Raw genomic sequence first — 22,937 nt, forward strand, 5'->3', positions numbered from 1 at the left:
CCAATGGCTAAAAACAGAAAACCAGATGCCGATCGGCTGCCCGTCAGTCAGCGTATCGACAGCCGCATGCCCAATCCCAAGCGGCGAGAGATGAGTCCGACGGAATGGGCCATCAAGGGTGAACTGATCCTGAACTGTTCATGTGACGTGTTTTGCCCCTGCGTGGTGTCGCTGGGCGCACATCCCCCTACGGAAGGTCACTGCCATGCTTGGATGGGCATCATCGTTGATGAAGGCCACTATGAAGGCGAGGATCTGTCGGGTCTGAATGTCGGCTTGCTGGTCGATATTCCGGGCCGGATGGGGGAAGGCCAGTGGAAAGTCGCCGCTTATGTCGACGAGCGCGCAAGCGGCAAGGCTTACAACGGATTGTTGCAAATCTTCAGCGGTCAGGCGGGCGGCACGACCGGTCTGTTTACCATGCTGGTCAGCGAGATCATCGGTGCGGAACGGGCGCCGGTCCAGATCGAGCGCGACGGAAACAAACGTCGGATCGCGATTGGTCGCAAGATACAGGGAGAGATCGAGATGCTTGCGGGCAAGGACCCGGAGCATCCGGTGATGGTCTCAAATTCCAAATACTGGATGGGACCTGACATCATCGTGGCGCGTGGCACCAAATCGAAGGTGCGAGACTATGGCCGGGTCTGGGACTTTGGCGGCAAGTCCGCTGAAATCTGCCCGATCGACTGGCACGGGCCCAAATGATGATCACGGGCGGGTATGCGCAGGAAATGGCGCGTTACAATCGCTGGCAGAACAATCAGTTGGCAGAGTTTTTGCAATCTCTGACACCGAAGGAACTGACCCTTGAACGCGGAGCATTCTTTGGCTCGATTATGGGCACGGTGAACCATCTGCTGTGGGGTGACTGGATGTGGATGTCGCGTTTCGAAAAGCGCGACGGGCCAGATGGCAATATTCACAAGGCGGGCGGTGGTATCCATGAAAGCGTATACCTGTGCCCGGACCTGCAAAGCTGGTTGGCGTTACGCGAAAAGATCGATGCGCGTATCCTGAACTGGGCAGAAGGGCTGGGGGATGATCCGCTGACCGGCTCGTTCACGTGGTATTCCACCGCAAAAGAGGCTGATGTCACAATGCCTTACGCGCTGTGCGTGATCCATTTCTTCAATCATCAGACCCATCACAGGGGGCAAGTGCACAAAATGCTGACCGAGACGGGCTCGGAAGCGCCTGTCAGTGATATCGTCTTTATGCCGCAGGAGGTATGAATGCCGCAGATTTCCGCCTCACGCCGCTTGCGGCGCACTCCGTTCTCTGAAGGAGTCGAAGCTGCCGGGGTCAAGGGCTATACGGTCTACAACCGTATGTTGTTGCCGACGGTTTTTGAAAGTGTTGAAGCCGATTACCGGCATCTAAAGACCCATGTGCAGGTCTGGGATGTGTCGTGCGAGCGGCAGGTTGAATTGCGTGGCCCTGATGCTGCGCGTCTGATGCAGATGCTGACCCCGCGCGATCTGCGCGGTATGCTGCCGGGGCAATGTTTCTATGTGCCGATCGTTGACGAAACCGGCGGCATGCTGAACGACCCGGTGGCGGTGAAGTTGTCCGAAGACCGATGGTGGATCTCGATTGCCGACAGTGATCTGTTGCTGTGGGTCAAGGGTATCGCCGTTGGGTACCGTCTGGATGTGCTGGTGGATGAACCGGACGTGTCGCCGCTTGCCGTTCAGGGCCCAAAGGCGGACGAGCTGATGGCGCGTGTCTTCGGGGACCGAGTGCGCGACATCCGTTTCTTTAAGTTTGACATGTTCGAGTTCGAGGGGCGCGATCTGGCCGTCGCGCGATCCGGTTATTCGAAACAGGGTGGTTTCGAGATATACGTTGAAGGTGGCGATATCGGCATGCCTTTGTGGAACGCCCTGTTTGCCGCCGGCGAAGACCTGCACGTGCGCGCGGGCTGCCCGAACCTGATCGAACGCATTGAGGGCGGGCTGTTGTCCTATGGGAACGACATGACCGACGACAATACCCCGCATGAATGCGGTCTGGGAAAGTTCTGCAACACGCATACCGCGATTGGCTGTATCGGTCGGGATGCTCTGTTGCGTGTCGCCAAGGAAGGGCCGGTGCAGCAAATCCGGCCAATCGCCATCGCCGGTGAGCTTGTACCGGGCTGCGATCGTCCCTGGGACCTGTTTGCAAGCGGCAAGCGCGTGGGGCAGGTGACATCAGCGGCCTGGTCTCCGGATTTTGAAACCAATGTGGCGATCGGTATGGTGCGCCTGAGCCATTGGGATGCCGGGACGGAACTGGAAGTGGAAACACCGGCCGGGATGCGCCGCGCGACCGTGCAATCGCATTTCTGGATCTAGCAGAATCAAGGACGCTGCCGCGTCGACCTCGGGATATTTTGAACCAGCTGACGACATGGGCTGGTCGCTGAACACGAAAGGAATGACAAATGTTCAATGCACTTGTGATGGACAAGGATGAAGAGAGCGGACTTGCCACCGGCTCGATCAAACAATTGTCGGTGGATGATCTACCGCATGGTGATGTCACGGTTGCGGTCGAATATTCTACGGTGAACTACAAGGACGGCCTGTGCCTGTCTCCGAAAGGGGGCGGGCTGGTGCGGGCCTATCCGCATGTCCCCGGCATTGACTACGCCGGCACGGTCGAGGCCTCATCGGATGACCGCTACAAACCCGGAGACAAGGTTGTTCTGACCGGATGGCGCGTTGGTGAGGCACATTGGGGCGGCTATTCGCAAAAAGCCAACGCGCGGGCCGATTGGCTGGTACCGCTGCCCGATGGGCTGACAACGCGTCAGGCAATGGCAGTGGGCACTGCCGGGTTTACTGCGATGCTGGCGGTCATGGCGCTGGAGGATCATGGGCTGACCCCGGATCGTGGACCGGTATTGGTAACCGGGGCCGCGGGCGGCGTCGGGTCGGTGGCCACGGCCATTCTTGGCAATTTGGGCTATGAGGTCGCCGCGGTCACCGGACGGCCCGAAACCGGTGACTATCTGAAATCAATTGGAGCGACGACCATCGTGCCGCGCGACGACCTGAACGAGACCACAAAACGCCCTCTGGAAAGCGAAACATGGGCGGGCTGCGTTGACGCTGTGGGCGGCGCCATGCTGGCACGCGTTCTGGGCCAGATGAAATACGGATGCTCTGTTGCTGCGGTAGGTTTGGCAGGGGGGGCTGCTTTGCCTGCGACGGTGATTCCGTTCCTGCTGCGCGGCGTGAACCTTTTGGGCATCGACAGCGTGATGCAGCCCTATGACAACAGGGTGCGCGCATGGAAACGGATCGCCACGGATCTGCCGATGGACAAGCTTGAGGCGATGGTTCAACCGGCCGGTCTGTCCGATCTGCCGCAACTGGGCGCCGACATTCTGAAAGGTCAGGTCAAGGGCCGTGTCGTGGTGGATGTGAACGCCTGAGGCTGACCCATGAAAGCAACCTGGCCGAAGAAACTCGGCCAGGTTCCGGAAAACGATGTTTGTCCAAATTGGTCGCAACACCTCTGGCCATTGATACAATTCCCGATCATGATTGCTATACATCCCAATTGCGATGGCGTAAGACCCATCCAAAGAGTACCTGAAGACGGGGAGTGAGCAGAATGTCTGACGACTTCGAACTGGACACCAATGATCTGCAGCGCCGCATGGATGGCGCAATGGCCAATCTGAAAACCGAATTTGCATCATTGCGAACAGGGCGTGCTTCGGCCTCGATGCTGGAACCTGTCATGGTTGACGCTTACGGCTCGATGACACCGATCAACCAGGTGGGCACCGTGAACGTGCCCGAACCGCGTATGGTCACTGTTAACGTCTGGGACAAGTCACTGGTGGGTAAGGTGGAAAAGGCCATCCGCGAAAGCGGCCTTGGGATCAATCCGCAATTGAACGGAACCATCATAATGCTGCCGATTCCCGAGTTGAACGAAGAACGCCGCCGCGAGCTGAGCAAGGTCGCCGGTCAGTACGCGGAAAACGCGCGCATTGCGATCCGCAACGTGCGTCGCGATGGCATGGATCAGATCAAGAAGGCCAAGGCGGACGGCATGTCGGAAGATGACCAGAAGCTTTGGGAAAGCGAAGTTCAGGACATGACGGATGAGATGATCAAGGCCGTGGATGCTGCGCTTGAAACCAAGCAAGCCGAAATCATGCAGGTCTGAGCCGAACTGATGCCAAAAGACCCGCAAACCGAGCTGGAGTCCGGCCCGCGCCATGTGGCCATCATCATGGATGGCAATGGTCGTTGGGCGCAGGCACGCGGCCGTCCCCGACTGTTCGGCCACCATGCCGGCGCGCGGCGCGTGCGCGAGGTTGTCGAGGCCTGCCCTGGTTTGGGGATCAAGTATCTGACGGTGTTCGCTTTTTCGACCGAAAACTGGAAGCGGACCCAGGTCGAGGTGGCCGGCCTGATGAACCTGTTTCGCCGCTACATCATCAAGGAAACCCGGACACTTGCGGATAATGGCATCCGCGTTCGGTTCATCGGAGATCGGGTCCGGCTGGATTCCAAGTTGATCGAGTTGATGGACTCGCTGGAAGAAGAAACCAAGAACAACGATCTGGTTCATTTGACCGTCGCGCTGAATTACGGTGGGCGCGACGAGGTCGCGCGCGCCACAAAGCGTCTGGCGCGGGATGTGGCTGAAGGGCGGCTGAAACCCGAAGAGGTGGATGAAGAAACTCTTCCTAAATATCTGGATACGCGTGTTCTTCCTGATCCCGACCTTGTTATCCGAACCAGCGGTGAAGCGCGGATTTCAAACTTTCTTCTTTGGCAATCGGCTTACTCGGAATATGAATTCATCGACACCCTCTGGCCGGACTTCACTGCTGCTGAACTGGCCCGTCTGTGCCAGAATTACGGCACCAGAGATCGGCGGTTCGGAGCGGTTCTGGCATGAGAGACGGCCGATGGTCTGACCTGACAACACGGGTTCTTTCTGCTGCTGTTCTGGTCGTGATCGGATCAATCGAAGTCTGGCTTGGCGGGTGGTGGTTCGAAACCTTCATCGCCGCAGCCTGTGGTCTGATGACGTGGGAATTGGTTCGGATGATCGATCCGCAAGCCCGCGGCGTGGCTGTTCAATTGGGGATTCTGACAAGCATCACCGTGGTTCTCAGCTATCATCTTCCGACGATTTACACTTTGCCGGTCGTGCTTGCGCCTGCGCTTGTGGGAATGGGGCAGATCAGTCGTTCGAAGGTTCTGTTCGGGATGTTCGTGGTCTGGATCGTCGGGGCCGGGCTGGGTTTCATTTCGATCCGCGAAAATTCCGGTTTTGGCTGGATGGTTTGGCTGATTGCTGTCGTGGTCGCCACTGACGTCGCGGGCTATTTCGTGGGCAAGGCGGTTGGTGGCCCGAAATTCTGGCCCAAGGTCAGCCCGAAGAAGACGTGGTCGGGAACCGCCGGAGGGTGGGCCGCCGCGGCATGTGTCGGCGCGGTTTTTGCAAGCCTGGCCGGCTTTGGATTCGCTTTTGTCCTTGTTTCCGTTTTGGCTTCAATGGCAAGCCAGGCCGGTGATATTGCTGAAAGTGCGGTCAAGCGCAAGTTCGGTGTCAAAGACAGTTCGAACCTGATACCGGGCCATGGCGGCTTTCTGGATCGGTTTGATGGCATGATGGGGGCCGCGCTGTTCGTTTTGATCGCGGGGCTGATCTATTCGCCGGGTGAAATGTAATGCGAAAGGTATCTGTTTTTGGAGCCACCGGGTCGATCGGGCAGAATACGATTGATCTGATTTCGCGTGCACCGTCCGAGTATGACGTCGTGGCCTTGACCGGTGGCGCCAATATTCAAAGACTTGCGGATGACGCGCGTCGGCTCGGTGCCGATATTGCCGTCACCGCTCATGAAGACCGGCTTGATGACCTGCGTTCCGCTTTGGCCGGCAGTGGCGTCGAGGCGGCTGCAGGCCCGCGTGCCATCGTCGAGGCTGCGGCACGTCCGGCGGATTGGATCATGTCGGCCATTGTCGGCTCGGCCGGGTTGGCACCGGGCATCGAGGCGTTGAAACAGGGCACGACCCTCGCGCTGGCCAACAAAGAGACATTGGTCTGCGCAGGATCGTTGGTTCTGGAAACGGCCAAACGGCATGGTGCGCGATTGCTGCCGGTCGACAGCGAACATTCGGCGGTGTTTCAGGCTTTGGTCGGTGAAGACATCGAAACAGTCGAGCGTGTGATCATCACCGCCAGTGGCGGGGCGTTTCGTGATTGGCCCCTGAGTGAACTGGTGAACGCGACGGTGGAACAAGCCTCGAGCCATCCGAATTGGGATATGGGGCAGCGTATCACCATCGACAGCGCATCCATGTTCAACAAAGCGTTGGAAGTCATTGAAACAAAAGAATATTTCGGTGTCAAGCCGGATCAGATCGAAGTGCTGGTGCATCCGGAATCCATAGTACACGCCCTGGTCGGGTATCGTGATGGTGCGGTGATGGCCCATATGGGGGCACCCGATATGCGCCACGCCATCGGTTACGCGCTGCATTGGCCCGAAAGACGGGAATTGCCGATACAGCGCCTTGACTTGGCCAAGCTGGGGCAGTTGCGTTTCAACGCTCCGGATCTGGCACGTTATCCCGCATTGAAACTGGCCCGGGACGTGATGGCGCGTGGCGGCCTGGCGGGTGCTGTTTTAAACGCCGCGAAGGAACGTGCGCTGGATCATTTCATCGCGCGCCGGACCGGATTTCTGGATATGGCTGATGCCGTCGCCGCGGTTCTCGACAGGTTCGACGCGTCAGACAGCCTTATTGATGCCCCGATGACCCTTGATAACGTACAGCAAACAGACCATCTGGCACGTCAGTGGGTCGATGACGCTGTGGTGGAACGAGCAGGATAGAATTTTGGACGTACTTTCCCTAATCCCGCAATTTGGCAATCTTCTCTGGACGATTGTCGCGTTTGTCATCGCATTGTCGGTCATCGTCGCGGTGCACGAATACGGCCACTACATTGTGGGGCGTTGGTCCGGTATCCATGCCGAAGTGTTCTCGATCGGGTTTGGCCCGGTTCTCTGGAGCCGTGTCGACAAACGGGGGACAAGATGGCAGATCGCGTTGCTGCCGTTTGGGGGGTACGTAAAGTTCCTGGGCGATGCCAATGCAGCATCGGGCAAGGATGAAAAGGCGATGGAAGGCATCGCTACCCAAAGCCCGGAAGAGCTGCGCCGCACCATGCATGGTGCCCCTTTGTGGGCACGGGCCGCAACGGTCGCGGCCGGACCTGTCTTCAACTTCGTCATGTCCATTCTGGTGTTTGGCCTGATTTTCTGGTCACAGGGCGTATCGAAGGAGCCGCTGACGGTCGGAACGTTGCAACCCTTGCCAGGCACTGTGCAGGAACTGAGAGAAGGTGATGTGATCACCGCAATCGCCGGCACACCGACACCTGACTATGATGAAGAGGGGGCCTGGCAGGACTTTATCGATGCGCTGCCTGTGGAACCGGTTCTGGATTACACGGTGATCCGGGACGGTGAAACGCTGGATGTACAAGCACCATGGATGTTTCCACCCCTGATCCGCCAAGTGGCCCCACGCAGCGCGGCGATGGATATTCAACTGAAACAAGGCGATGTCATCACGGCGGTGAACGGAGAGCCGATCTTTGCCTTCGAGCAGCTGAAGGATTTTGTCGAAGGGTCCGACGGCCGGGTTCTGCTGTTGGACGTCTGGCGGGATGGGTCCGAGCTGGAATTCGCATTGGCCCCCCGACGCACGGATGAACCTCAGCCGGATGGCGGTTTCGTCACCCATTGGCGGATTGGGATCATCGGGGGCATGATGCTGGAGCCAGCAACTGAACCGGCCGGTATTCTGGATTCACTGACCGGCGGTGTCAGACAGACGGGCCGCATTATCGAAGGGTCGCTGTCTGGTATGTGGCACATGGTGACGGGGGCAATCAGCACCTGTAACATCTCGGGGCCGATCGGGATTGCCGAAACCTCGGGGGCAATGGCCAGCCAGGGGGCGCAGAACTTCATTTTCTTCATCGCGGTTCTGTCGACGGCGGTCGGATTGCTGAACCTGTTTCCGATCCCGGCATTGGATGGCGGGCACCTTGTGTTCTACGCCTATGAAGCCATTGCAGGGAAACCACCCAGTGATGGGGCCTTGCGGGTGCTCATGGGTGTAGGGATCACCTTAATTCTCACCCTCATGCTGTTTTCAGTGAGCAACGATTTGTTCTGCTAATTGTGGCGCGTAGCGCAAGATTGGGCCGCAAAATTGCCTCATTCTGACGTTATGATTTTTGCGTCTGAGGGAAAAACCATGACCAAAACGCTGAAAAAATCGTATCAGAGCTTTAGCTTCCTGTTCGTGCTGAATTGGGATGTTCTGCTGAGCTTTGCAGTTACGGCGTTGGCTATGGCAGGTGCCGCCTATCTGGCGGCCATGTGATTCTTACTGAAATTAACGTCGTCAATTTGAATGGCAGTCTTCGCGGCTGCTTCTATTTCGCCTTTTGACAAGCTCATTCAATCCCGTTACTCAGCATTAAAGTCTTAAATTCTGGGTAGAGCATAAAATGACTGACAGGCGAGGGGCGGGCACATCCTGCGGGCAGCAAATGCCAACAAACAAGATTTTGTGGCAGGCGCTAGCGGTTCTTTTCCTTTTTGTTGCTGCAAGCTTAATGACTTTTCCGCATGCAGCACAGGCGCAAAACTATACGATCAATTCGTTTGATGTTGAGGGCAATCGCCGGATTGAAACCGGTACGATCATCGCCCGAACGGGAATCGAACCTGGCCAGACTGTAACTGCGGGCCAGCTCAATGATGCCTATCAGCGTTTGCTTGACAGTGGTGTATTTGAAACAGTCGAGCTGACGCCGCGGGGGTCTACGCTGGTCATCACGGTTCAGGAATATCCGACGATCAATCAGATCAGCATCGAGGGTAACGCCCGTGTCAAAGACGACGTGTTGCTGGACGTTATCGAATCTCAGCCGCGCCGCGTCTTTACCCCGCAGTTGGCCGAGTCTGACGCCGACATGATTGCTGAAGTGTATTCGGCCCAAGGTCGAGTTGCCGCGACCGTGATCCCTCGGATTATCCGCCGCAGCGACAACCGAGTTGATCTGGTTTTTGAAGTGGCAGAGGGCACGACCATTGAAGTGGAACGTGTCAGTTTTGTTGGCAACCGTGCCTTTTCGGACCGTCGTTTGCGCCGCGTTCTGGAAACCAAGCAGGCAACCTTCCTGCGGACGTTCTTCCGGAACGACACCTTCATCGGCGATCGTATCGAGTTCGACAAGCAGGTCATCCGGGATTTCTACCTGTCACGAGGCTATGTCGACTTCCGCGTGAACAGCGCCAATGTCGAGTTTACCAGTGAACGGGATGCGTTTTTTCTGGTGATGAATGTAACCGAGGGCCAGAAATTTTCATTCGGTAAGATCACGACCGTCAGTGAGATTCCGGGCGTGGATCCGGCCCCTTATCAGGACGCGCTGAAGATCAAGCCCGGCGTGACATATACGCCGACGCTGGTTGAAAATTCGATTACGCGACAGGAACGGCTGGGCCTGAAGCAAGGTGTGGATTTCCTTCGCGTGGAACCACGTGTTACACGCAATGACCGCGATCTGACTTTGGATATCGAATTTGTTCTGACAAAAGGTCCGCGGATCTTTGTCGAGCGGATTGATATTGAAGGCAACACAACCACCCTGGACCGGGTGATCCGCCGTCAGTTCGATACCGTCGAAGGTGACCCGTTCAATCCCCGCGAAATCCGTCAGGCCGCCGAGCGCATCAATGCCCTGGGCTTTTTCGCCGTCGCGGAAGTCGAGCCGCGCGAGGGATCGTCGCCCAGCCAGGTCATTCTGGATGTAGACGTTGAAGAACAACCTACCGGCTCGCTGAGCCTCGGAGGCAGCTACTCGGTTACGGACGGCTTCGGGATTGCCGTTGCCCTGAACGAATCCAACTTCCTGGGTCGTGGCCAGAACCTTGGTGTGTCGATCTCGACCGCGCAGGACTCGGAACAATATACGCTCAGCTTCACAGAGCCTTACCTTCTGGGTCGCAAGCTGCGCTTTGACCTTGGTCTGGGGCTGTCTGCCACCAATTCCGGGTTTGCAAGTTACGACACAAGCAGTCTTTTCTTTGCACCGCAGCTGACCTATGCGATCGGTGAATTGTCGGCTCTGCGGCTCCGCTATGGCTGGGACCGCAGCGAGATGACGCAGCAGGACAACGAAGTTAACGGCGCGGTGATTGCTTCTGAAATTGCGCAGGGCAAACGGACGTCCAGTTCTTTGGGACTGTCCTACATTTATGACAGCCGTATCGGCGGTCTGGACCCCAATACCGGCGTTCTGTTCGAGGTTGGCGTTGATGCCGCTGGACTTGGCGGGGACAACAAGTACTTCAAGACCACGGCGCGTGGTATCGCGCAAACCCGGGTATGGAACGAAGAAGTGGTGCTTCGGGCCACGATGGAGCTGGGCGCGCTGCACTGGCGCGGAAACGATTTCAGCCGTACTGTTGACCGGTTTGTGCTGGGGCCCAATACCTTTCGGGGTTTCGAACCTGCGGGTATCGGACCGCGTGACCTGTCCAACGGTCAGGATGATGCGATCGGCGGCAACTACTACTGGGTTGCCCGTTTCGAAACCGACTTCCCACTGGGTCTGCCCGAGGAGCTGGGTCTGCGTGGCGGCCTGTTCTATGATGTCGGCAACCTCTACAACATCGACAACGTCAATACGGCAGGTGCAACCATTGTCGGTGCAAACGGATCGATCCGGCACGTGATCGGTATTTCGGTGCTCTGGGAAACTCCGTTCGGGCCGTTGCAGTTCAACTTTTCGCAGCCTCTCAAGAAAGAATCTTTCGACAAGGAGCAGAACTTTGACTTTACGATCCAGGCCCGGTTCTGACCCGCGATGCTGAACAGATTGCTTGGCAGAACACGGGGCCCGCTTTGGGCCCTGTGTGCATTTATGGCGATGGTCCTGGCGTCTTTGGCAAATGCTCAGCAGCTTGGTGTGCCTCAAGCCAGTGTGGTCACCCTGTCCAGTGAAGAGCTGTTTGCCAAGTCCGCTTTCGGACAGCGCGTTTTGCGTGAAATTGAAAAGGAAAGCGCCTTACTGTCCGAAGAAAACCAACGGATTGTCGCGGAACTGAGCCGCGAAGAAAAGGAACTTACCGAGCAGCGCGCCACCATGTCGGCCGACGAGTTCCGCCCCCTGGCCGAGGCGTTTGATCTCAAGGTTCAGTCCCATCGCGAGGGGCAAAGGGCAAAGCTGGACGTACTGGCCCGTCGCAGCGAAGAAGCCCAGCAGACCTTTTCCGAGATTGTGCGCCCGGTGCTTGTCGATCTGTTGCGCGAAATTGGGGCCAGCGTGATGATCGAGCGATCTAATGTCGTCGTCAGCACGTCCGACATCACCGAAGCCGCAATCATCCGAATAAACGCCGCGATTGGTGATGGAAGCGATTTGCAACAGGGTCAGGGCGAATAGGTTCGCTTGCCCTTGCAGTGCTGTATTGCTAACCACGCAAAAAAAGAAACATCCAAAACGGGATATCTGCATCATGAGCACAGAAACCAAAAGCGCAGACATTCAGCTGATCCAGAGGATCCTGCCGCACCGCTATCCGTTTTTGCTGGTCGATAAGGTGGTAGATATCTCGGGCTATCAGTCGGCGCGCGGAATCAAGAATGTCACCATGAACGAACCGCATTTTCAGGGGCATTTCCCCGGTACGCCGATCATGCCGGGTGTCACCATTGTCGAGGCAATGGCGCAGACCGCCGGTGTGATGCTGGGTGTGGGAATGGACGTCATCGACACCGAGCTGTTGATTTACTTCATGAGCATCGACAAGTGCAAATTCCGCCGCAAGGTGGTGCCCGGTGATGTGCTGGAAATGCATGTGGAAACAGTGCGTGGGAAAAAAGGCGGAAAGCTGTTCAAATTCAGCGGCCGTGCAACTGTCGAAGGCGAAGTTGCCGCCGAGGCGGAATTCTCGGCTTATGTCGACTGGGATATGGAAAAGACAACATGAACGGAGTCCATCCCAGCGCAATTATTGAAGACGGTGCGCAGATTGGACAGGATTGTATCATCGGTCCCTTCTGCCACGTGGGCCCACAGGTGAAACTGGGCGATCGGGTCGAGTTGAAATCGCATGTGGTCGTGACGGGCGACACCTCGATCGGCGACGATACCGTCGTGTTCAATTTCTCGGTGATTGGTGAAATCCCTCAGGACCTGAAATTCAGCGGCGAAAACACCCGGCTTGAGATTGGCAAACGCAACCGCATTCGCGAGCATGTGACAATCAATACCGGGACCGAAGGTGGCGGAGGGGTCACGCGGATCGGTGACGACTGCCTGTTGATGGCGGGTGTTCACGTGGCCCATGACGTTCAGATCGGCAACCGTGTGATCATGGTGAACCATGCCGGCGCGGCGGGGCATTGCATCGTCGAAGACGACGTGATCGTCGGTGGCATTTCAGGGCTGCATCAATGGGTGCGCGTTGGACGCGGGGCCATTATTGGCGCGCTGACCATGGTGCCGAAAGATGTTATTCCTTACGGCCTGGTACAGGCGTCGCGGGGTGAGCTGGATGGCCTGAACCTCGTCGGTCTCAAGCGCAAGGGTGTATCGCGTGAAGATATCTCGGCGCTGCGCGCGGCATTCAAGGAATTGTCCGACGGCGAAGGCACCTTTATGGATCGCGCCAGCCGGATCGGTGAAGGCAACGAAAGCGACTATGTGCAGCAGATCGTGGATTTCGTCACCGGCCACAGTGACCGATCCTTCCTGACCCCGAGGAAATAGGGTCATGCTTGCGTTGATTGCGGGAACCGGGGCGCTGCCGACCGAAGTTGTTGCGCAGTTGCCAGAACGTCCTCTGATCTGCGCGATGGAGGGGTTTCTGCCTGACAGCCTGAGTGCAGATGTCGTGTTTCCTCTGGAACAATTGGGCAGTTTCATCGCTGACCTGAAGGCGCGGGGCGTGACCGATATCTGTCTGGCCGGCGCTGTTCGGCGCCCGCCAATCGACCCATCGCGCATCGACGCCGCGACGCTGCCGCTGGTTCCGATCATCCAAAAGGCCATCCTGTCCGGCGATGACGGAGCTTTGCGCGCCGTGATCGGAATTCTTGAGGGTGCCGGTCTCACCCTCAGGGCCGCGCATGAGATCGCGCCCGGTTTGTTACCGCCTGTGGGGTGTCTGACCGAAACCCAGCCCTCGGATGCCGACATGGCCGACGCTGACCGCGCCGCCGGGATTCTTCGGGCAATGGGGGCCGCGGATACCGGGCAGGCCTGTGCCGTGTCCAAAGGGCAGGCGCTGGCCATCGAGGGGGTGTTCGGCACCGCGTGGATGCTGCAATCCCTGACCCAACGCCCCGACGCTGGCGGGGGCATTCTGTTCAAAGGCCCCAAACCCGATCAGGATCGGCGCGCCGATTTGCCCGCCATCGGGCCGGAAACTGTTACCGACACGGTTGCGGCAGGTTTGTCCGGGATCGTTTTGGAAAAAGGCGGTGTGCTCGTTCTGGAAAAAGAACGCGTCATCGCTGAATGCAACCGTCTGGGTCTGTTTCTCTATATCCGCGAGCGGGCAGTCTGATGCGTGTCTTTCTGGTCGCCGGTGAACCTTCGGGCGACCGGTTGGGCGGCGCGCTGATGGAGGGGTTGAAAACCCTGGTGCCCGAGATTGAATTCGACGGTGTGGGAGGCCATCTGATGCAAGCGCAGGGCCTGCGCAGCCGGTTCCCGATGTCCGAGCTGTCTGTCATGGGGCTTGTCGAAGTGCTGCCGAAGTTTTTTCACCTGAAACGGCGGATATCCGAGACGGCACAGGCGGTGCTGGACACGAAACCGGATGTATTGATCACCATAGACAGCCCGGATTTCAGCTTGCGCGTCGCCAAAATCGTAAAAGCCAACAGCAAAATCCGAACCGTGCATTATGTTGCGCCCAGTGTCTGGGCTTGGCGCCCCGGGCGTGCAGACAAGATGGCAAAGGTCATCGACCATGTGCTGGCTCTTCTTCCTTTTGAACCTCCGTACATGGAGCGGGCAGGGATGGAATGCGACTTTGTCGGCCATCCTGTGGTTGGCGAACCGACTGCCACACCAGATGAGATCGCCGCCTTTCGCCACCGCTTTGATCTGGGTAATGCGCCGATCCTGCTGGCCTTGCCCGGGTCGCGGCGGGGTGAGATTGAACGTCTGGCAGAGTCTTTCGGCGGCGCGTTGGGGTTGTTTTTCGATGACCACCCGAATTACCGCGTGGTGATCCCGACCGTAGGTGCGACAACAGATCTGATAAATGAACTGGTACCAGAATGGCCTGGCGCGCCCGTGGTGCTGGATCCCCGCCAGGTGGGTGCGGAACAAGCCATGGCCGACAAACGAGCGGCCTTTGGCGCCGCAGATCTTGCCCTTGCTGCTTCGGGAACGGTTTCGCTGGAACTTGCAGCGCAGAATACGCCGATGGTCATTGCGTACAAGCTGAACTGGCTGACGCAGAAAATGGCGGAACGGATGGTCAAGCTGGACACCGTTACACTGGTCAATCTGGTTTCGGAAACACGCGCCGTGCCGGAATGCCTGCTGGATGATTGTCAGCCTCAGAAAATCGCCGAAGCCTTGCGAAAGGTCGCCGACGCACCCGATGCGCAACAGCATGCCATGAACCTGACCATGGACAGGTTGGGGCGTGGGGGCGAAGCACCCGGCTTGCGCGCAGCGCGGGCGGTTTTGAACAGAATGCAGCCACGCAATGCTTGATCACGCGCTGTTTGCAGTCTCTGCGGGGATCGCGATGATCTCTACCAATCTGGACAATCTGGCTGTCTTGTTGGGCTTGATCCTGGTGATGGAACAGCGCCGTGCGATCGTGGGCTTTGCCGTCGCTCAGACGATCGTACTTTCCCTGGCCATGACCGTGGCCATGGGCCTGAACCAGAGCGGCCTTCCGTTTTGGATCGGCTATCTTGGCCTTGTCCCGCTGGTGTTTGGCTTGCGCGGAATCTGGCATCAGTTTCGCGAGGCGGACACCGAAGGTGCGGAGTCAAAAGGGGCGGTGACTTCGGTGGTGACGCTTTTCCTGAGCCTCTCGATAGACAGTTTTGCGGTAATGACCCCTCTGCTTGCGGACTCTGCGCCGTCCTATCGGGTTGTTGCGTTGATCGGTGCCGCCAGCGCGGCCGCCTTGCTGGTTGTTGTTGCGGCATGGGGCGCGCCCCACGCCAAAAGCCTTGGTCCGCGCGTTGCCCGGCTGGATCGGATTGCGCCCTATATCATGGTCTGCGTCGGGCTCTATATTCTCTTCAACTCTCCCACCGATATGGTGTGACCCGGCAAAGAGAGCGCGTTGTCTCGCATATGTGACCTGCAAAGGTCTGTTGCTGGGGCGCAGGTCCAAGGTATCGTGACCCAGAAAAGGAGTTTTCAACATGACCCGCATCCCCCCATTGTCGGATCAGGAAATGACCGCCGACGCGCGCGCGTCCCACGCTGCATTGGGCGCCTATGGCCCGTTTGACAACTGGGCCCGCGTCGCAGCGTATTGCCCTCCGGTTCTGAACCATGTCACGGGAATGCTGACAACCCTGCGAGAGCAGGAGAACCTGCCGCGCCGTGCGTTGGAGCTGGCGATGGTGACGGTTTCAAAACTGAATGCCTGCGATTATTGCGTCTCGCATCACACACCGCTGCTGACCGTTGCGGGGCTGAGCCCCGAAGGGGCGGCGCGTCTGCCGGACGTCGAGGATCATCCGGAACTGGATGCCTGTGACAAGGCGGTCGTGCGCTATGCCGAAGCCGTGACGATCCGGTCGGGCCGTATGCGGGATGCCGATGTCGCGGATCTGGGGGAATGGTTCACGGATGCTCAGATCGTCGAGCTGACCTGGCGCATCGCCTTGTGCGGTGCGTTCAATCGGTTCAACGATGCATTGCAGATTCAGATCGAACCCGAGGTCGAGCCGGTTTCAACCTAATACCCACGCCAGATCCAGCCACCGCCGAACACGCGGCTGCCTTCGTTTGCGTAAAACACGCAGGCCTGCCCTGGCGAGATGCCTTCCTCGGGGGTCAGCAGTTCGACCTCGGCCGTAGTGTCCGACAGCGGCCGAATGATTGCCTCGCGCGGCGGGCGGGTCGAGCGGACTTTGACGGAAAGATGCCATTCATCGCGTGACGAGAAGGGGTCATCGCCCAGCCAATTGATCTCGCGCACCGGAACGACTCGCGTTGCCAGCATCTCTTTCGGGCCGACAACGACCTGCTTTTTGTCGACGTCCAGTTTGACGACATAAAGCGGCTCGCTGAGGCCGCCGATGCCAAGACCGCGACGTTGCCCGATCGTATAGTGGATCACGCCGTTGTGCTGCGCCAGTACGCGGCCGTCGGCGTGAACGATCTCGCCGGGTTCCGCGGCTCCGGGGCGCAGTTTTTCGATGACGCTGGCATAATTGCCGTCGGGCACGAAGCAGATATCCTGGCTGTCGGGCTTGTCCGCCACCGACAGTCCATACTGCGCCGCCATCTCACGGGTTGCGTCTTTTGACGGCAGGTGGCCCAGCGGGAAGCGCAGAAAATTAAGTTGCTCTGGCGTGGTCGAGAACAGGAAATAGGACTGATCGCGATTGGCGTCTTCGGCGCTGTGCAATTCCGGTCCGTTGGCGCCCATCTTGCGCTGAATGTAATGGCCGGTGGCCATGCAGTCTGCCTCGAGATCCTTGGCGGTTTCCAGAAGGTCCTTGAATTTCACCCGCTCGTTGCAGCGGATGCAGGGAACCGGCGTCGCGCCTGCCAGATAGCTGTCGGCAAACTCGTCGATCACGGCATCCTTGAAGATGTTCTCGTAATCCAGAACGTAATGCGGAAATCCCCGTTCTTCCGCCACGCGTCGCGCATCATGAATATCGATTCCAGCGCAACAGGCACCTTTCTTGGCCAATGCCGCGCCGTGGTCATATAGCTGCAAAGTCACGCCGACCACATCATAGCCCTGATCGGCCAGATAGGCCGCGACAACGGAACTGTCGACGCCCCCCGACATCGCCACAACGACCCGCGTTTCCGAGGGTGGTTTGGCAAAGCCAAGCGAGTTCAGCGGGGTCTCGGTGTCGAGGGCCATTGCAGATTCCAGTCCGGGTTAAGAAAGACCGGCAGAATATAGGAAAATTCTACACACTCTCAAGGGGCGGTTTCACGCGACTTTAAGTAGGCTGAGGGCAGCTTTGGTGCAGCAAGAAGGGTAAAGCGATGTATTTGCACAAAGTTGAAGGGCCAAGGTCTGTTGCTCTGCCGGATGGATCCATTTTGACGCATGCGGATTTGCCGCCCGCGAACACAAGGCGATGGGTGGCGTCACGCAAGATTCTTGTCGTGCGTGGCGTGCTTTACGGGTTGATCAGCCTGTCTGACGCAAAAAAGAAATACGGCCTGAGCGACGAAGAATTCAACGGTTGGGTTTCTTTGATCGCGGAACACGGCGTTGAGGCGTTGAAGGCGACGGCGTTAAAAAAGTATCGACAACCTAAAGGAGAGCGTGAATAGATGATTCAACGGTAACGTCAGATTAACCATTCTTGGTCAGGTTTAATTTTAATTGGAATTATTGGCCCGAATTGGAGCAGTGAAAAATGCGCATACTTCTTGTCGAGGATGATCCGACCACGTCCAAAAGCATCGAACTGATGCTGACGCATGCGAACCTGAACGTCTATGCGACGGATCTTGGCGAAGAAGGAATCGATCTGGCAAAACTCTATGATTACGACCTGATCTTGCTGGATTTGAACCTGCCGGACATGAACGGGCATGAGGTTCTGCGCCAGTTGCGGATCGCCAGGGTGGAAACACCGATTCTGATTTTGTCCGGTGCCGATGATACCGAAAGCAAGATCAAGGGATTCGGCTTTGGCGCCGATGATTATCTGACCAAGCCTTTCCATCGCGAAGAACTGGTGGCACGCATACATGCCATCATCCGCCGTTCCAAAGGGCATTCGCAATCGATCATTCATACAGGGCGAATTGCGGTGAACCTTGATGCAAAAACCGTGGAAGTGGATGGCAAGACGGTTCATTTGACCGGCAAGGAATACCAGATGCTCGAGTTGCTCAGCCTGCGCAAGGGGACGACTCTTACCAAGGAAATGTTTCTGAACCACCTGTATGGCGGCATGGATGAACCTGAGCTGAAAATTATCGATGTGTTCATCTGCAAACTGCGCAAAAAGCTCAGCAATGCGACCGGTGGAGAGAACTATATCGAAACCGTCTGGGGCCGTGGCTATGTGCTGCGAGACCCGCAAAGCAACACGCTGGACGAAACACGGATGGCAGTCGGGCTTTGAATTGAACCACCAGTGCCGCCGGTGGTCCAGGGTGGCATTTTGCACTCACGGCTCAGCACGTCTGGACCTGGCCATGGCCTCGCCCTATCACTGAGGTCCAAGTACGCGTGACAGGGCGAGGCCATGAGCAACTTAATTTCCATATCCGAGCTGACGGAAGATGAGGCGCGTGCCGAGCTTGCACGTCTGGCCGAACTATTGTCGAAGGCAAACACGCTGTATCACACGGCTGATGCGCCTGACATGTCGGATGCCGACTATGACGCTCTCAAACGGCGCAATGCCGAGATAGAAGCGCGTTTCCCTCATCTCAAGCGTACCGACAGCCCGACGGATCAAGTGGGTGCAAAGCCTGCCGATGGTTTTTCGAAAGTCACGCACGCCGTGCGCATGATGTCGCTGGGCAACGCTTTCGATGATGACGACGTGGCCGATTTCGACAGGTCGATCCGGAAATACCTGGGCCTTGGGGCTGGTGAAAGTCTGGCCTACACCGCCGAACCCAAGATAGATGGCCTGTCGCTGTCATTGCGGTATGAAAACGGACAGCTTGTTCAGGCTGCCACGCGCGGAGATGGCGAAATCGGTGAAAACGTAACGGCCAATGCCCGCACGGTTTCCGATATCCCGCAGCACCTGAAAAACGCGCCAGAGGTTCTGGAAGTCAGGGGTGAGGTTTACATGTCTCACGCGGATTTCGAGGCGTTGAACGCGCGGCAGGCAGAGCGCGGCGGCAAACCCTTTGCCAATCCAAGAAACGCGGCGGCGGGGTCTTTGCGGCAACTGGATCCGGAAATCACGCGCTCGCGCCCGTTGCGTTTCTTTGCTTACGCCTGGGGAGAGGTTTCAGAGCCATTGTCCGACTCGCAAATAGGGGCGGTCGAGCGGTTGAAATCACTTGGATTTTCGACGAACCCCCTGACCCGCCTGTGCAAAACGACGCAAGAGATGCTGGAGCATTACCAGGATATCGAGGCGCAACGTTCCACCTTGGGCTATGACATCGACGGGGTTGTCTACAAGGTGAATGATCTGTCGCTTCAGGCGCGTTTGGGGTTCCGCTCAACCACGCCGCGATGGGCGATCGCACACAAGTTCCCGGCCGAACTGGCCTGGACGAGGCTGGAGGCGATCGACATTCAGGTCGGTCGTACAGGCGCGCTTAGCCCGGTTGCACGGTTGCATCCGGTGACGGTGGGCGGTGTTGTTGTGTCCAACGCCACATTGCACAACGAAGACTATATCGCGGGACGCGATGCCAAGGGCGGCACGATCCGCGATGGCAAGGATATTCGTGTCGGTGACTGGGTTCAGGTATACCGCGCCGGGGATGTGATTCCGAAACTGTCAGATGTTGATCTGTCCAAGCGCCCGGCCGGTTCGCAGCCGTTTATCTTTCCGACGCGCTGTCCGGAATGTCAAAGCGAGGCGATCCGTGAAGAAGGTGATGCGGTCCGCCGCTGCACCGGTGGCTTGATTTGCCCCGCGCAGGCCGTTGAAAAACTGAAACATTTCGTCTCACGCAAGGCGTTTGACATAGAAGGCCTTGGTGCAAAACAGATCGAGATGTTCTATGATGATCCGATCCTTCCGATAAAGACTCCGGCGGATATCTTTACACTGGAGCAGCGTGACAGGACCAATCTGGCACGGCTGAAAAACCGGGATGGGTGGGGGGAAACCTCGGCCAGAAATCTGTTTGCCGCGATCGACGAAAAGCGGACCATTCCGTTTGCGCGCCTGTTGTTCGCTTTGGGCATTCGACATGTCGGCGAGGTCGGAGCGCGCGATCTGGCGCTGTTTTACCGCGATTGGGAGACCATGACGCAAGCCCTGGACACGGCCCGCCCTGCGGCTTTGGCGCAGCGGCAAGCAGATGAGGCCGAGGATGCCGAACGGGCGGCCGCGCTGGCAGAAGGTCGTCGGGCACGTGTCAAGGAAGTGCGGGATGCGGCCATAACCGCGGCGCGTGTTCCGCCCGATGCCAATGCCGCCTGGGCTGAATTGATCGGAATAGACGGGATCGGCGCAACGCTGGGTCTGTCCCTGTCCGATGCGTTTTCGAACGTGGAAGAGAGGCGCGCGTTCGATACGTTGCGCAAGGAACTGACAATCGTCGCACCTGATGCGCCTGCCTCAGACAGCCCGGTGGCTGGCAAGACGGTTGTGTTCACCGGTACTCTGGAAAAGATGACTCGAGCCGAGGCAAAGGCACGGGCCGAGGCGTTGGGTGCGAAGGTTTCTGGTTCCGTCAGCAAGAAAACCGACATTCTGGTCGCCGGGCCCGGTGCGGGTTCGAAAGCCAGGAAAGCCGCAGAGCTGGGTATCGAAACTCTGGATGAGGATGGCTGGTTGCAGCTGATCGAAGGCGCATGAGCGGGAGGCCGGAACAGCTGTTCCCGCTGTTTGCGGGGCTTGAAACACTCGATGGCGTCGGCCCCAAGACCGCTCAGGTCCTGCAACAGGCCGGCGTTGAGAGCCCACGCGACGTTCTGTTCGGCCTGCCTTACGCGGTCGTCGACCGACGTCGACGTGAGACGATTCAGGGCGTCGATCTGCCTGCGACGTTGACGGTCGAAGTAACGGTCGGCCCGCACAGGCCGCCTCGAAACAAGGGGGGCGCGTATCGGGTGCATGTCGAAGACAGCCAGGCCGATTTTCAGCTGGTTTTCTTTCACGCGCGCGGGGACTATCTGAAGAAAGTGCTGCCTCAGGGTGCGCGCCGCGTGATCTCGGGCAAGCTGGAGCTGTTCGATGGTATGGCTCAGATGGTGCATCCGGATCATATGTTGCCGGTCGAGCAAGCCAGTGAAATTCCGGAATTCGAACCGGTATACCATCTGACACAGGGGCTGACTCAAAAGACGGCTTTCAAGGCTACCCGCAGCGCATTGGCGCGGGCGCCAGAGCTGGCGGAATGGATCGACCCGGCGCAGATGGCACAGCAAAACTGGCCGGATTGGATTTCGGCAATTCGTGCCGGCCACAATCCTCAGGGGGCTGATGATGTCTCACCATTTGCGCCCGCGCGTCAGCGTCTGGCCTATGACGAGCTGTTCGCGCATCAGATGACGCTTGCTCTGGCGCGTCAGCGAGAGCGGAAATCCCGTGGTGTCGTCAGCGTAGGGACAGGCGCGTTGCAATCCAGGGTGTTGGCCAGTCTTCCTTATCGTCCGACCAGCGCACAAAGCCGCGCAATCGAGGAAATCGCGGTCGATATGGCATCTGATTCCCGCATGAACCGATTGTTGCAGGGTGACGTGGGGGCCGGCAAGACATTGGTGGCCTTCATAGCCCTTCTGATTGCAGTCGAGGCCAAAGGGCAGGGCGTGATGATGGCCCCGACCGAGATACTCGCCCGCCAGCACCTGGAAGGGTTGCGCCCGTTGGCGGAAGAGGCCGGAGTGGTGCTGGAGCTGCTCACCGGGCGTGACAAGGGCGCAGAGCGGCGCGCCAAGCTTGAGGCTTTGAAAAATGGCAATATCCAAATTCTGGTCGGCACCCATGCCGTGTTTCAGAGTGATGTGGAATTCAAAGCGCTACGCTTGGCCATAGTTGATGAACAGCACCGGTTTGGCGTGCGCCAGAGGATGGAGTTGTCAGAAAAAGGGCAGGGCTCGGATGTATTGGTGATGACCGCCACCCCGATTCCACGCAGTCTGGCACTGGCGCAATATGGCGATATGGATGTGTCGGTGCTGGACGAAAAACCGCCGGGGCGCAAACCGATCAAGACAGCGATTGTCAGTACGCAGCGCATGGACGAGGTCGTGTCGCATCTGCGTCGGGCGATTGATGAGGGGCGGCAATGTTATTGGGTCTGCCCCTTGGTCGATGAATCAGAAGTTTCAGACCTGACGGCAGCTGAAGAACGGTTCAAACGCTTGCGTGCCATATTGGGCGAAGGTGTGGTCGGGCTGGTTCACGGGCAAATGCCGCCATCGGAAAAAGACGCGGCAATGTCCGCATTCCAGAACGGGGACTCCAAGGTTCTTGTGGCCACGACCGTCATTGAAGTGGGGGTCAATGTGCCCAATGCCACGATCATGGTCATCGAACGGGCCGAAATCTTTGGTCTGGCCCAACTGCATCAATTGCGCGGCCGCGTGGGCCGGGGTGATGCGGAATCGACGTGTTTGCTTCTGTATCAGCCGCCGCTCAGCGAAGGGGGGCGCAAAAGGCTGGAGGTTCTGCGTGAAACCGAAGACGGGTTCCGTATCTCGGAAACCGATCTTGAGATGCGCGGTGCCGGGGATCTGATCGGAACTGCGCAGTCCGGTCTGCCAAAGTTCCGCATTGCGGATCTGGAGCGTCAGGCCGGATTGATGGCCGTGGCCCAATCCGATGCCCGGGCATTGCTGAATGCGGATCCTATGCTGACCTCGGACCGGGGGCGCGCGGCGCGCGTACTTTTGTGGCTGATGAAGCAGGATCAGGCGATCCGTTTGATTTCAGTGGGTTAGGCAAAAAGTTCCAGAAAGTTCACAAATGTTCTCAAAAAGTTCTTTACCGACTCGGGCAAATATGAGAACAAAAGGTCAACAAAGGATTAAAGCTCTGAAC

The 22,937-nt window shown here is 57.9% G+C and carries 23 protein-coding genes; 22 read left to right on the plus strand and 1 reads right to left on the minus strand.

The window, feature by feature from the left end; genetic code table 11:
- The first annotated feature begins 3 nt into the window (after positions 1-3).
- The 18 genes from ACR0I0_RS03005 (at position 4) to ACR0I0_RS03090 (ending at position 16,007) form a co-directional block, all read left to right on the plus strand.
- Positions 4-708, plus strand: coding sequence for a DUF1326 domain-containing protein (locus ACR0I0_RS03005; protein WP_152457918.1), 705 nt, complete (start codon positions 4-6; stop codon positions 706-708).
- Complete coding sequence (locus ACR0I0_RS03010; RefSeq protein WP_480490125.1) at positions 705-1,235, plus strand: DinB family protein; 531 nt, start codon at positions 705-707, stop codon at positions 1,233-1,235. Before ACR0I0_RS03005 ends, ACR0I0_RS03010 begins: the two co-directional genes overlap by 4 nt.
- Positions 1,236-2,339 carry a dimethylsulfoniopropionate demethylase gene (locus ACR0I0_RS03015; RefSeq protein WP_480490127.1) on the plus strand — a complete coding sequence of 368 codons (1,104 nt, stop codon included), beginning with the start codon at positions 1,236-1,238 and terminating at the stop codon, positions 2,337-2,339. It abuts the gene before it with no gap.
- 89 nt (positions 2,340-2,428) lie between these two features.
- Positions 2,429-3,424 carry an acryloyl-CoA reductase gene (acuI, locus tag ACR0I0_RS03020; protein ID WP_480490129.1) on the plus strand — a complete coding sequence of 332 codons (996 nt, stop codon included), beginning with the start codon at positions 2,429-2,431 and terminating at the stop codon, positions 3,422-3,424.
- Between the two features lie 182 nt (positions 3,425-3,606).
- On the plus strand, positions 3,607-4,170 hold the full coding sequence (gene frr, locus ACR0I0_RS03025) for a ribosome recycling factor (RefSeq protein ID WP_171632603.1): 564 nt from the start codon (positions 3,607-3,609) through the stop codon (positions 4,168-4,170).
- 9 nt (positions 4,171-4,179) lie between these two features.
- The gene (locus tag ACR0I0_RS03030; RefSeq protein ID WP_171116012.1) at positions 4,180-4,911 is read left to right on the plus strand and encodes an isoprenyl transferase; all 732 of its coding nucleotides are present in this window, start codon (positions 4,180-4,182) and stop codon (positions 4,909-4,911) included.
- A complete protein-coding gene (locus tag ACR0I0_RS03035) occupies positions 4,908-5,690 on the plus strand; it encodes a phosphatidate cytidylyltransferase (protein ID WP_480490131.1) in 783 nt (260 codons plus the stop codon). Before ACR0I0_RS03030 ends, ACR0I0_RS03035 begins: the two co-directional genes overlap by 4 nt.
- A complete protein-coding gene (dxr, locus tag ACR0I0_RS03040; RefSeq protein WP_480490132.1) occupies positions 5,690-6,862 on the plus strand; it encodes a 1-deoxy-D-xylulose-5-phosphate reductoisomerase in 1,173 nt (390 codons plus the stop codon). The genes ACR0I0_RS03035 and dxr overlap by 1 nt, the downstream gene beginning before the upstream one ends.
- 4 nt (positions 6,863-6,866) lie before the next feature.
- A complete protein-coding gene (gene rseP, locus ACR0I0_RS03045; RefSeq protein ID WP_171632595.1) occupies positions 6,867-8,219 on the plus strand; it encodes an RIP metalloprotease RseP in 1,353 nt (450 codons plus the stop codon).
- 78 nt (positions 8,220-8,297) lie between these two features.
- Positions 8,298-8,426, plus strand: a complete 129-nt coding sequence (locus ACR0I0_RS03050; RefSeq protein WP_256367495.1) for a hypothetical protein — start codon at positions 8,298-8,300, stop codon at positions 8,424-8,426.
- Between the two features lie 127 nt (positions 8,427-8,553).
- Positions 8,554-10,914: an outer membrane protein assembly factor BamA gene (gene bamA / locus ACR0I0_RS03055; protein WP_480490134.1), complete on the plus strand. Its 2,361-nt coding sequence runs from the start codon at positions 8,554-8,556 to the stop codon at positions 10,912-10,914.
- A gap of 63 nt (positions 10,915-10,977) precedes the next feature.
- Positions 10,978-11,499, plus strand: coding sequence for an OmpH/Skp family outer membrane protein (locus ACR0I0_RS03060; RefSeq protein WP_171632589.1), 522 nt, complete (start codon positions 10,978-10,980; stop codon positions 11,497-11,499).
- Positions 11,500-11,572: 73 nt separating this feature from the next.
- Positions 11,573-12,046 (plus strand): 3-hydroxyacyl-ACP dehydratase FabZ, encoded by a 474-nt coding sequence (fabZ, locus tag ACR0I0_RS03065; RefSeq protein WP_152457928.1) that lies wholly within the window; start codon positions 11,573-11,575, stop codon positions 12,044-12,046.
- Entirely contained in the window at positions 12,043-12,828 is a 786-nt protein-coding gene (gene lpxA, locus ACR0I0_RS03070; protein WP_171168239.1) for an acyl-ACP--UDP-N-acetylglucosamine O-acyltransferase, read from the plus strand. Before fabZ ends, lpxA begins: the two co-directional genes overlap by 4 nt.
- Positions 12,829-12,832: 4 nt before the next feature.
- Positions 12,833-13,627, plus strand: a complete 795-nt coding sequence (locus ACR0I0_RS03075) for an LpxI family protein (protein WP_480490136.1) — start codon at positions 12,833-12,835, stop codon at positions 13,625-13,627.
- Positions 13,627-14,793 (plus strand): lipid-A-disaccharide synthase, encoded by a 1,167-nt coding sequence (gene lpxB / locus ACR0I0_RS03080; RefSeq protein ID WP_480490138.1) that lies wholly within the window; start codon positions 13,627-13,629, stop codon positions 14,791-14,793. Before ACR0I0_RS03075 ends, lpxB begins: the two co-directional genes overlap by 1 nt.
- Complete coding sequence (locus ACR0I0_RS03085; RefSeq protein ID WP_480490139.1) at positions 14,786-15,361, plus strand: hypothetical protein; 576 nt, start codon at positions 14,786-14,788, stop codon at positions 15,359-15,361. The genes lpxB and ACR0I0_RS03085 overlap by 8 nt, the downstream gene beginning before the upstream one ends.
- 100 nt (positions 15,362-15,461) lie before the next feature.
- The gene (locus ACR0I0_RS03090) at positions 15,462-16,007 is read left to right on the plus strand and encodes a carboxymuconolactone decarboxylase family protein (protein WP_480490141.1); all 546 of its coding nucleotides are present in this window, start codon (positions 15,462-15,464) and stop codon (positions 16,005-16,007) included.
- On the opposite strand, the gene mnmA is transcribed toward ACR0I0_RS03090, so the two are convergent.
- Positions 16,004-17,149 carry a tRNA 2-thiouridine(34) synthase MnmA gene (gene mnmA, locus ACR0I0_RS03095; protein ID WP_171632577.1) on the minus strand — a complete coding sequence of 382 codons (1,146 nt, stop codon included), beginning with the start codon at positions 17,147-17,149 and terminating at the stop codon, positions 16,004-16,006. The two genes, ACR0I0_RS03090 and mnmA, sit on opposite strands and share 4 nt — an antisense overlap.
- A 128-nt stretch (positions 17,150-17,277) precedes the next feature.
- Here mnmA and sciP point away from each other — a divergent pair, with 128 nt between their 5' ends.
- From sciP to recG, 4 genes are all read left to right on the plus strand, one after another.
- The gene (gene sciP, locus ACR0I0_RS03100; protein ID WP_171632574.1) at positions 17,278-17,571 is read left to right on the plus strand and encodes a CtrA inhibitor SciP; all 294 of its coding nucleotides are present in this window, start codon (positions 17,278-17,280) and stop codon (positions 17,569-17,571) included.
- 86 nt (positions 17,572-17,657) lie between these two features.
- A complete protein-coding gene (gene ctrA / locus ACR0I0_RS03105; protein WP_152457936.1) occupies positions 17,658-18,374 on the plus strand; it encodes a response regulator transcription factor CtrA in 717 nt (238 codons plus the stop codon).
- Positions 18,375-18,497: 123 nt separating this feature from the next.
- Positions 18,498-20,750, plus strand: a complete 2,253-nt coding sequence (gene ligA / locus ACR0I0_RS03110) for an NAD-dependent DNA ligase LigA (protein ID WP_171723309.1) — start codon at positions 18,498-18,500, stop codon at positions 20,748-20,750.
- Positions 20,747-22,837 (plus strand): ATP-dependent DNA helicase RecG, encoded by a 2,091-nt coding sequence (recG, locus tag ACR0I0_RS03115; RefSeq protein WP_480490143.1) that lies wholly within the window; start codon positions 20,747-20,749, stop codon positions 22,835-22,837. Before ligA ends, recG begins: the two co-directional genes overlap by 4 nt.
- The last annotated feature ends 100 nt before the right edge of the window (positions 22,838-22,937 follow it).

It is taken from the genome of Ruegeria sp. AG6 (assembly GCF_056541565.1).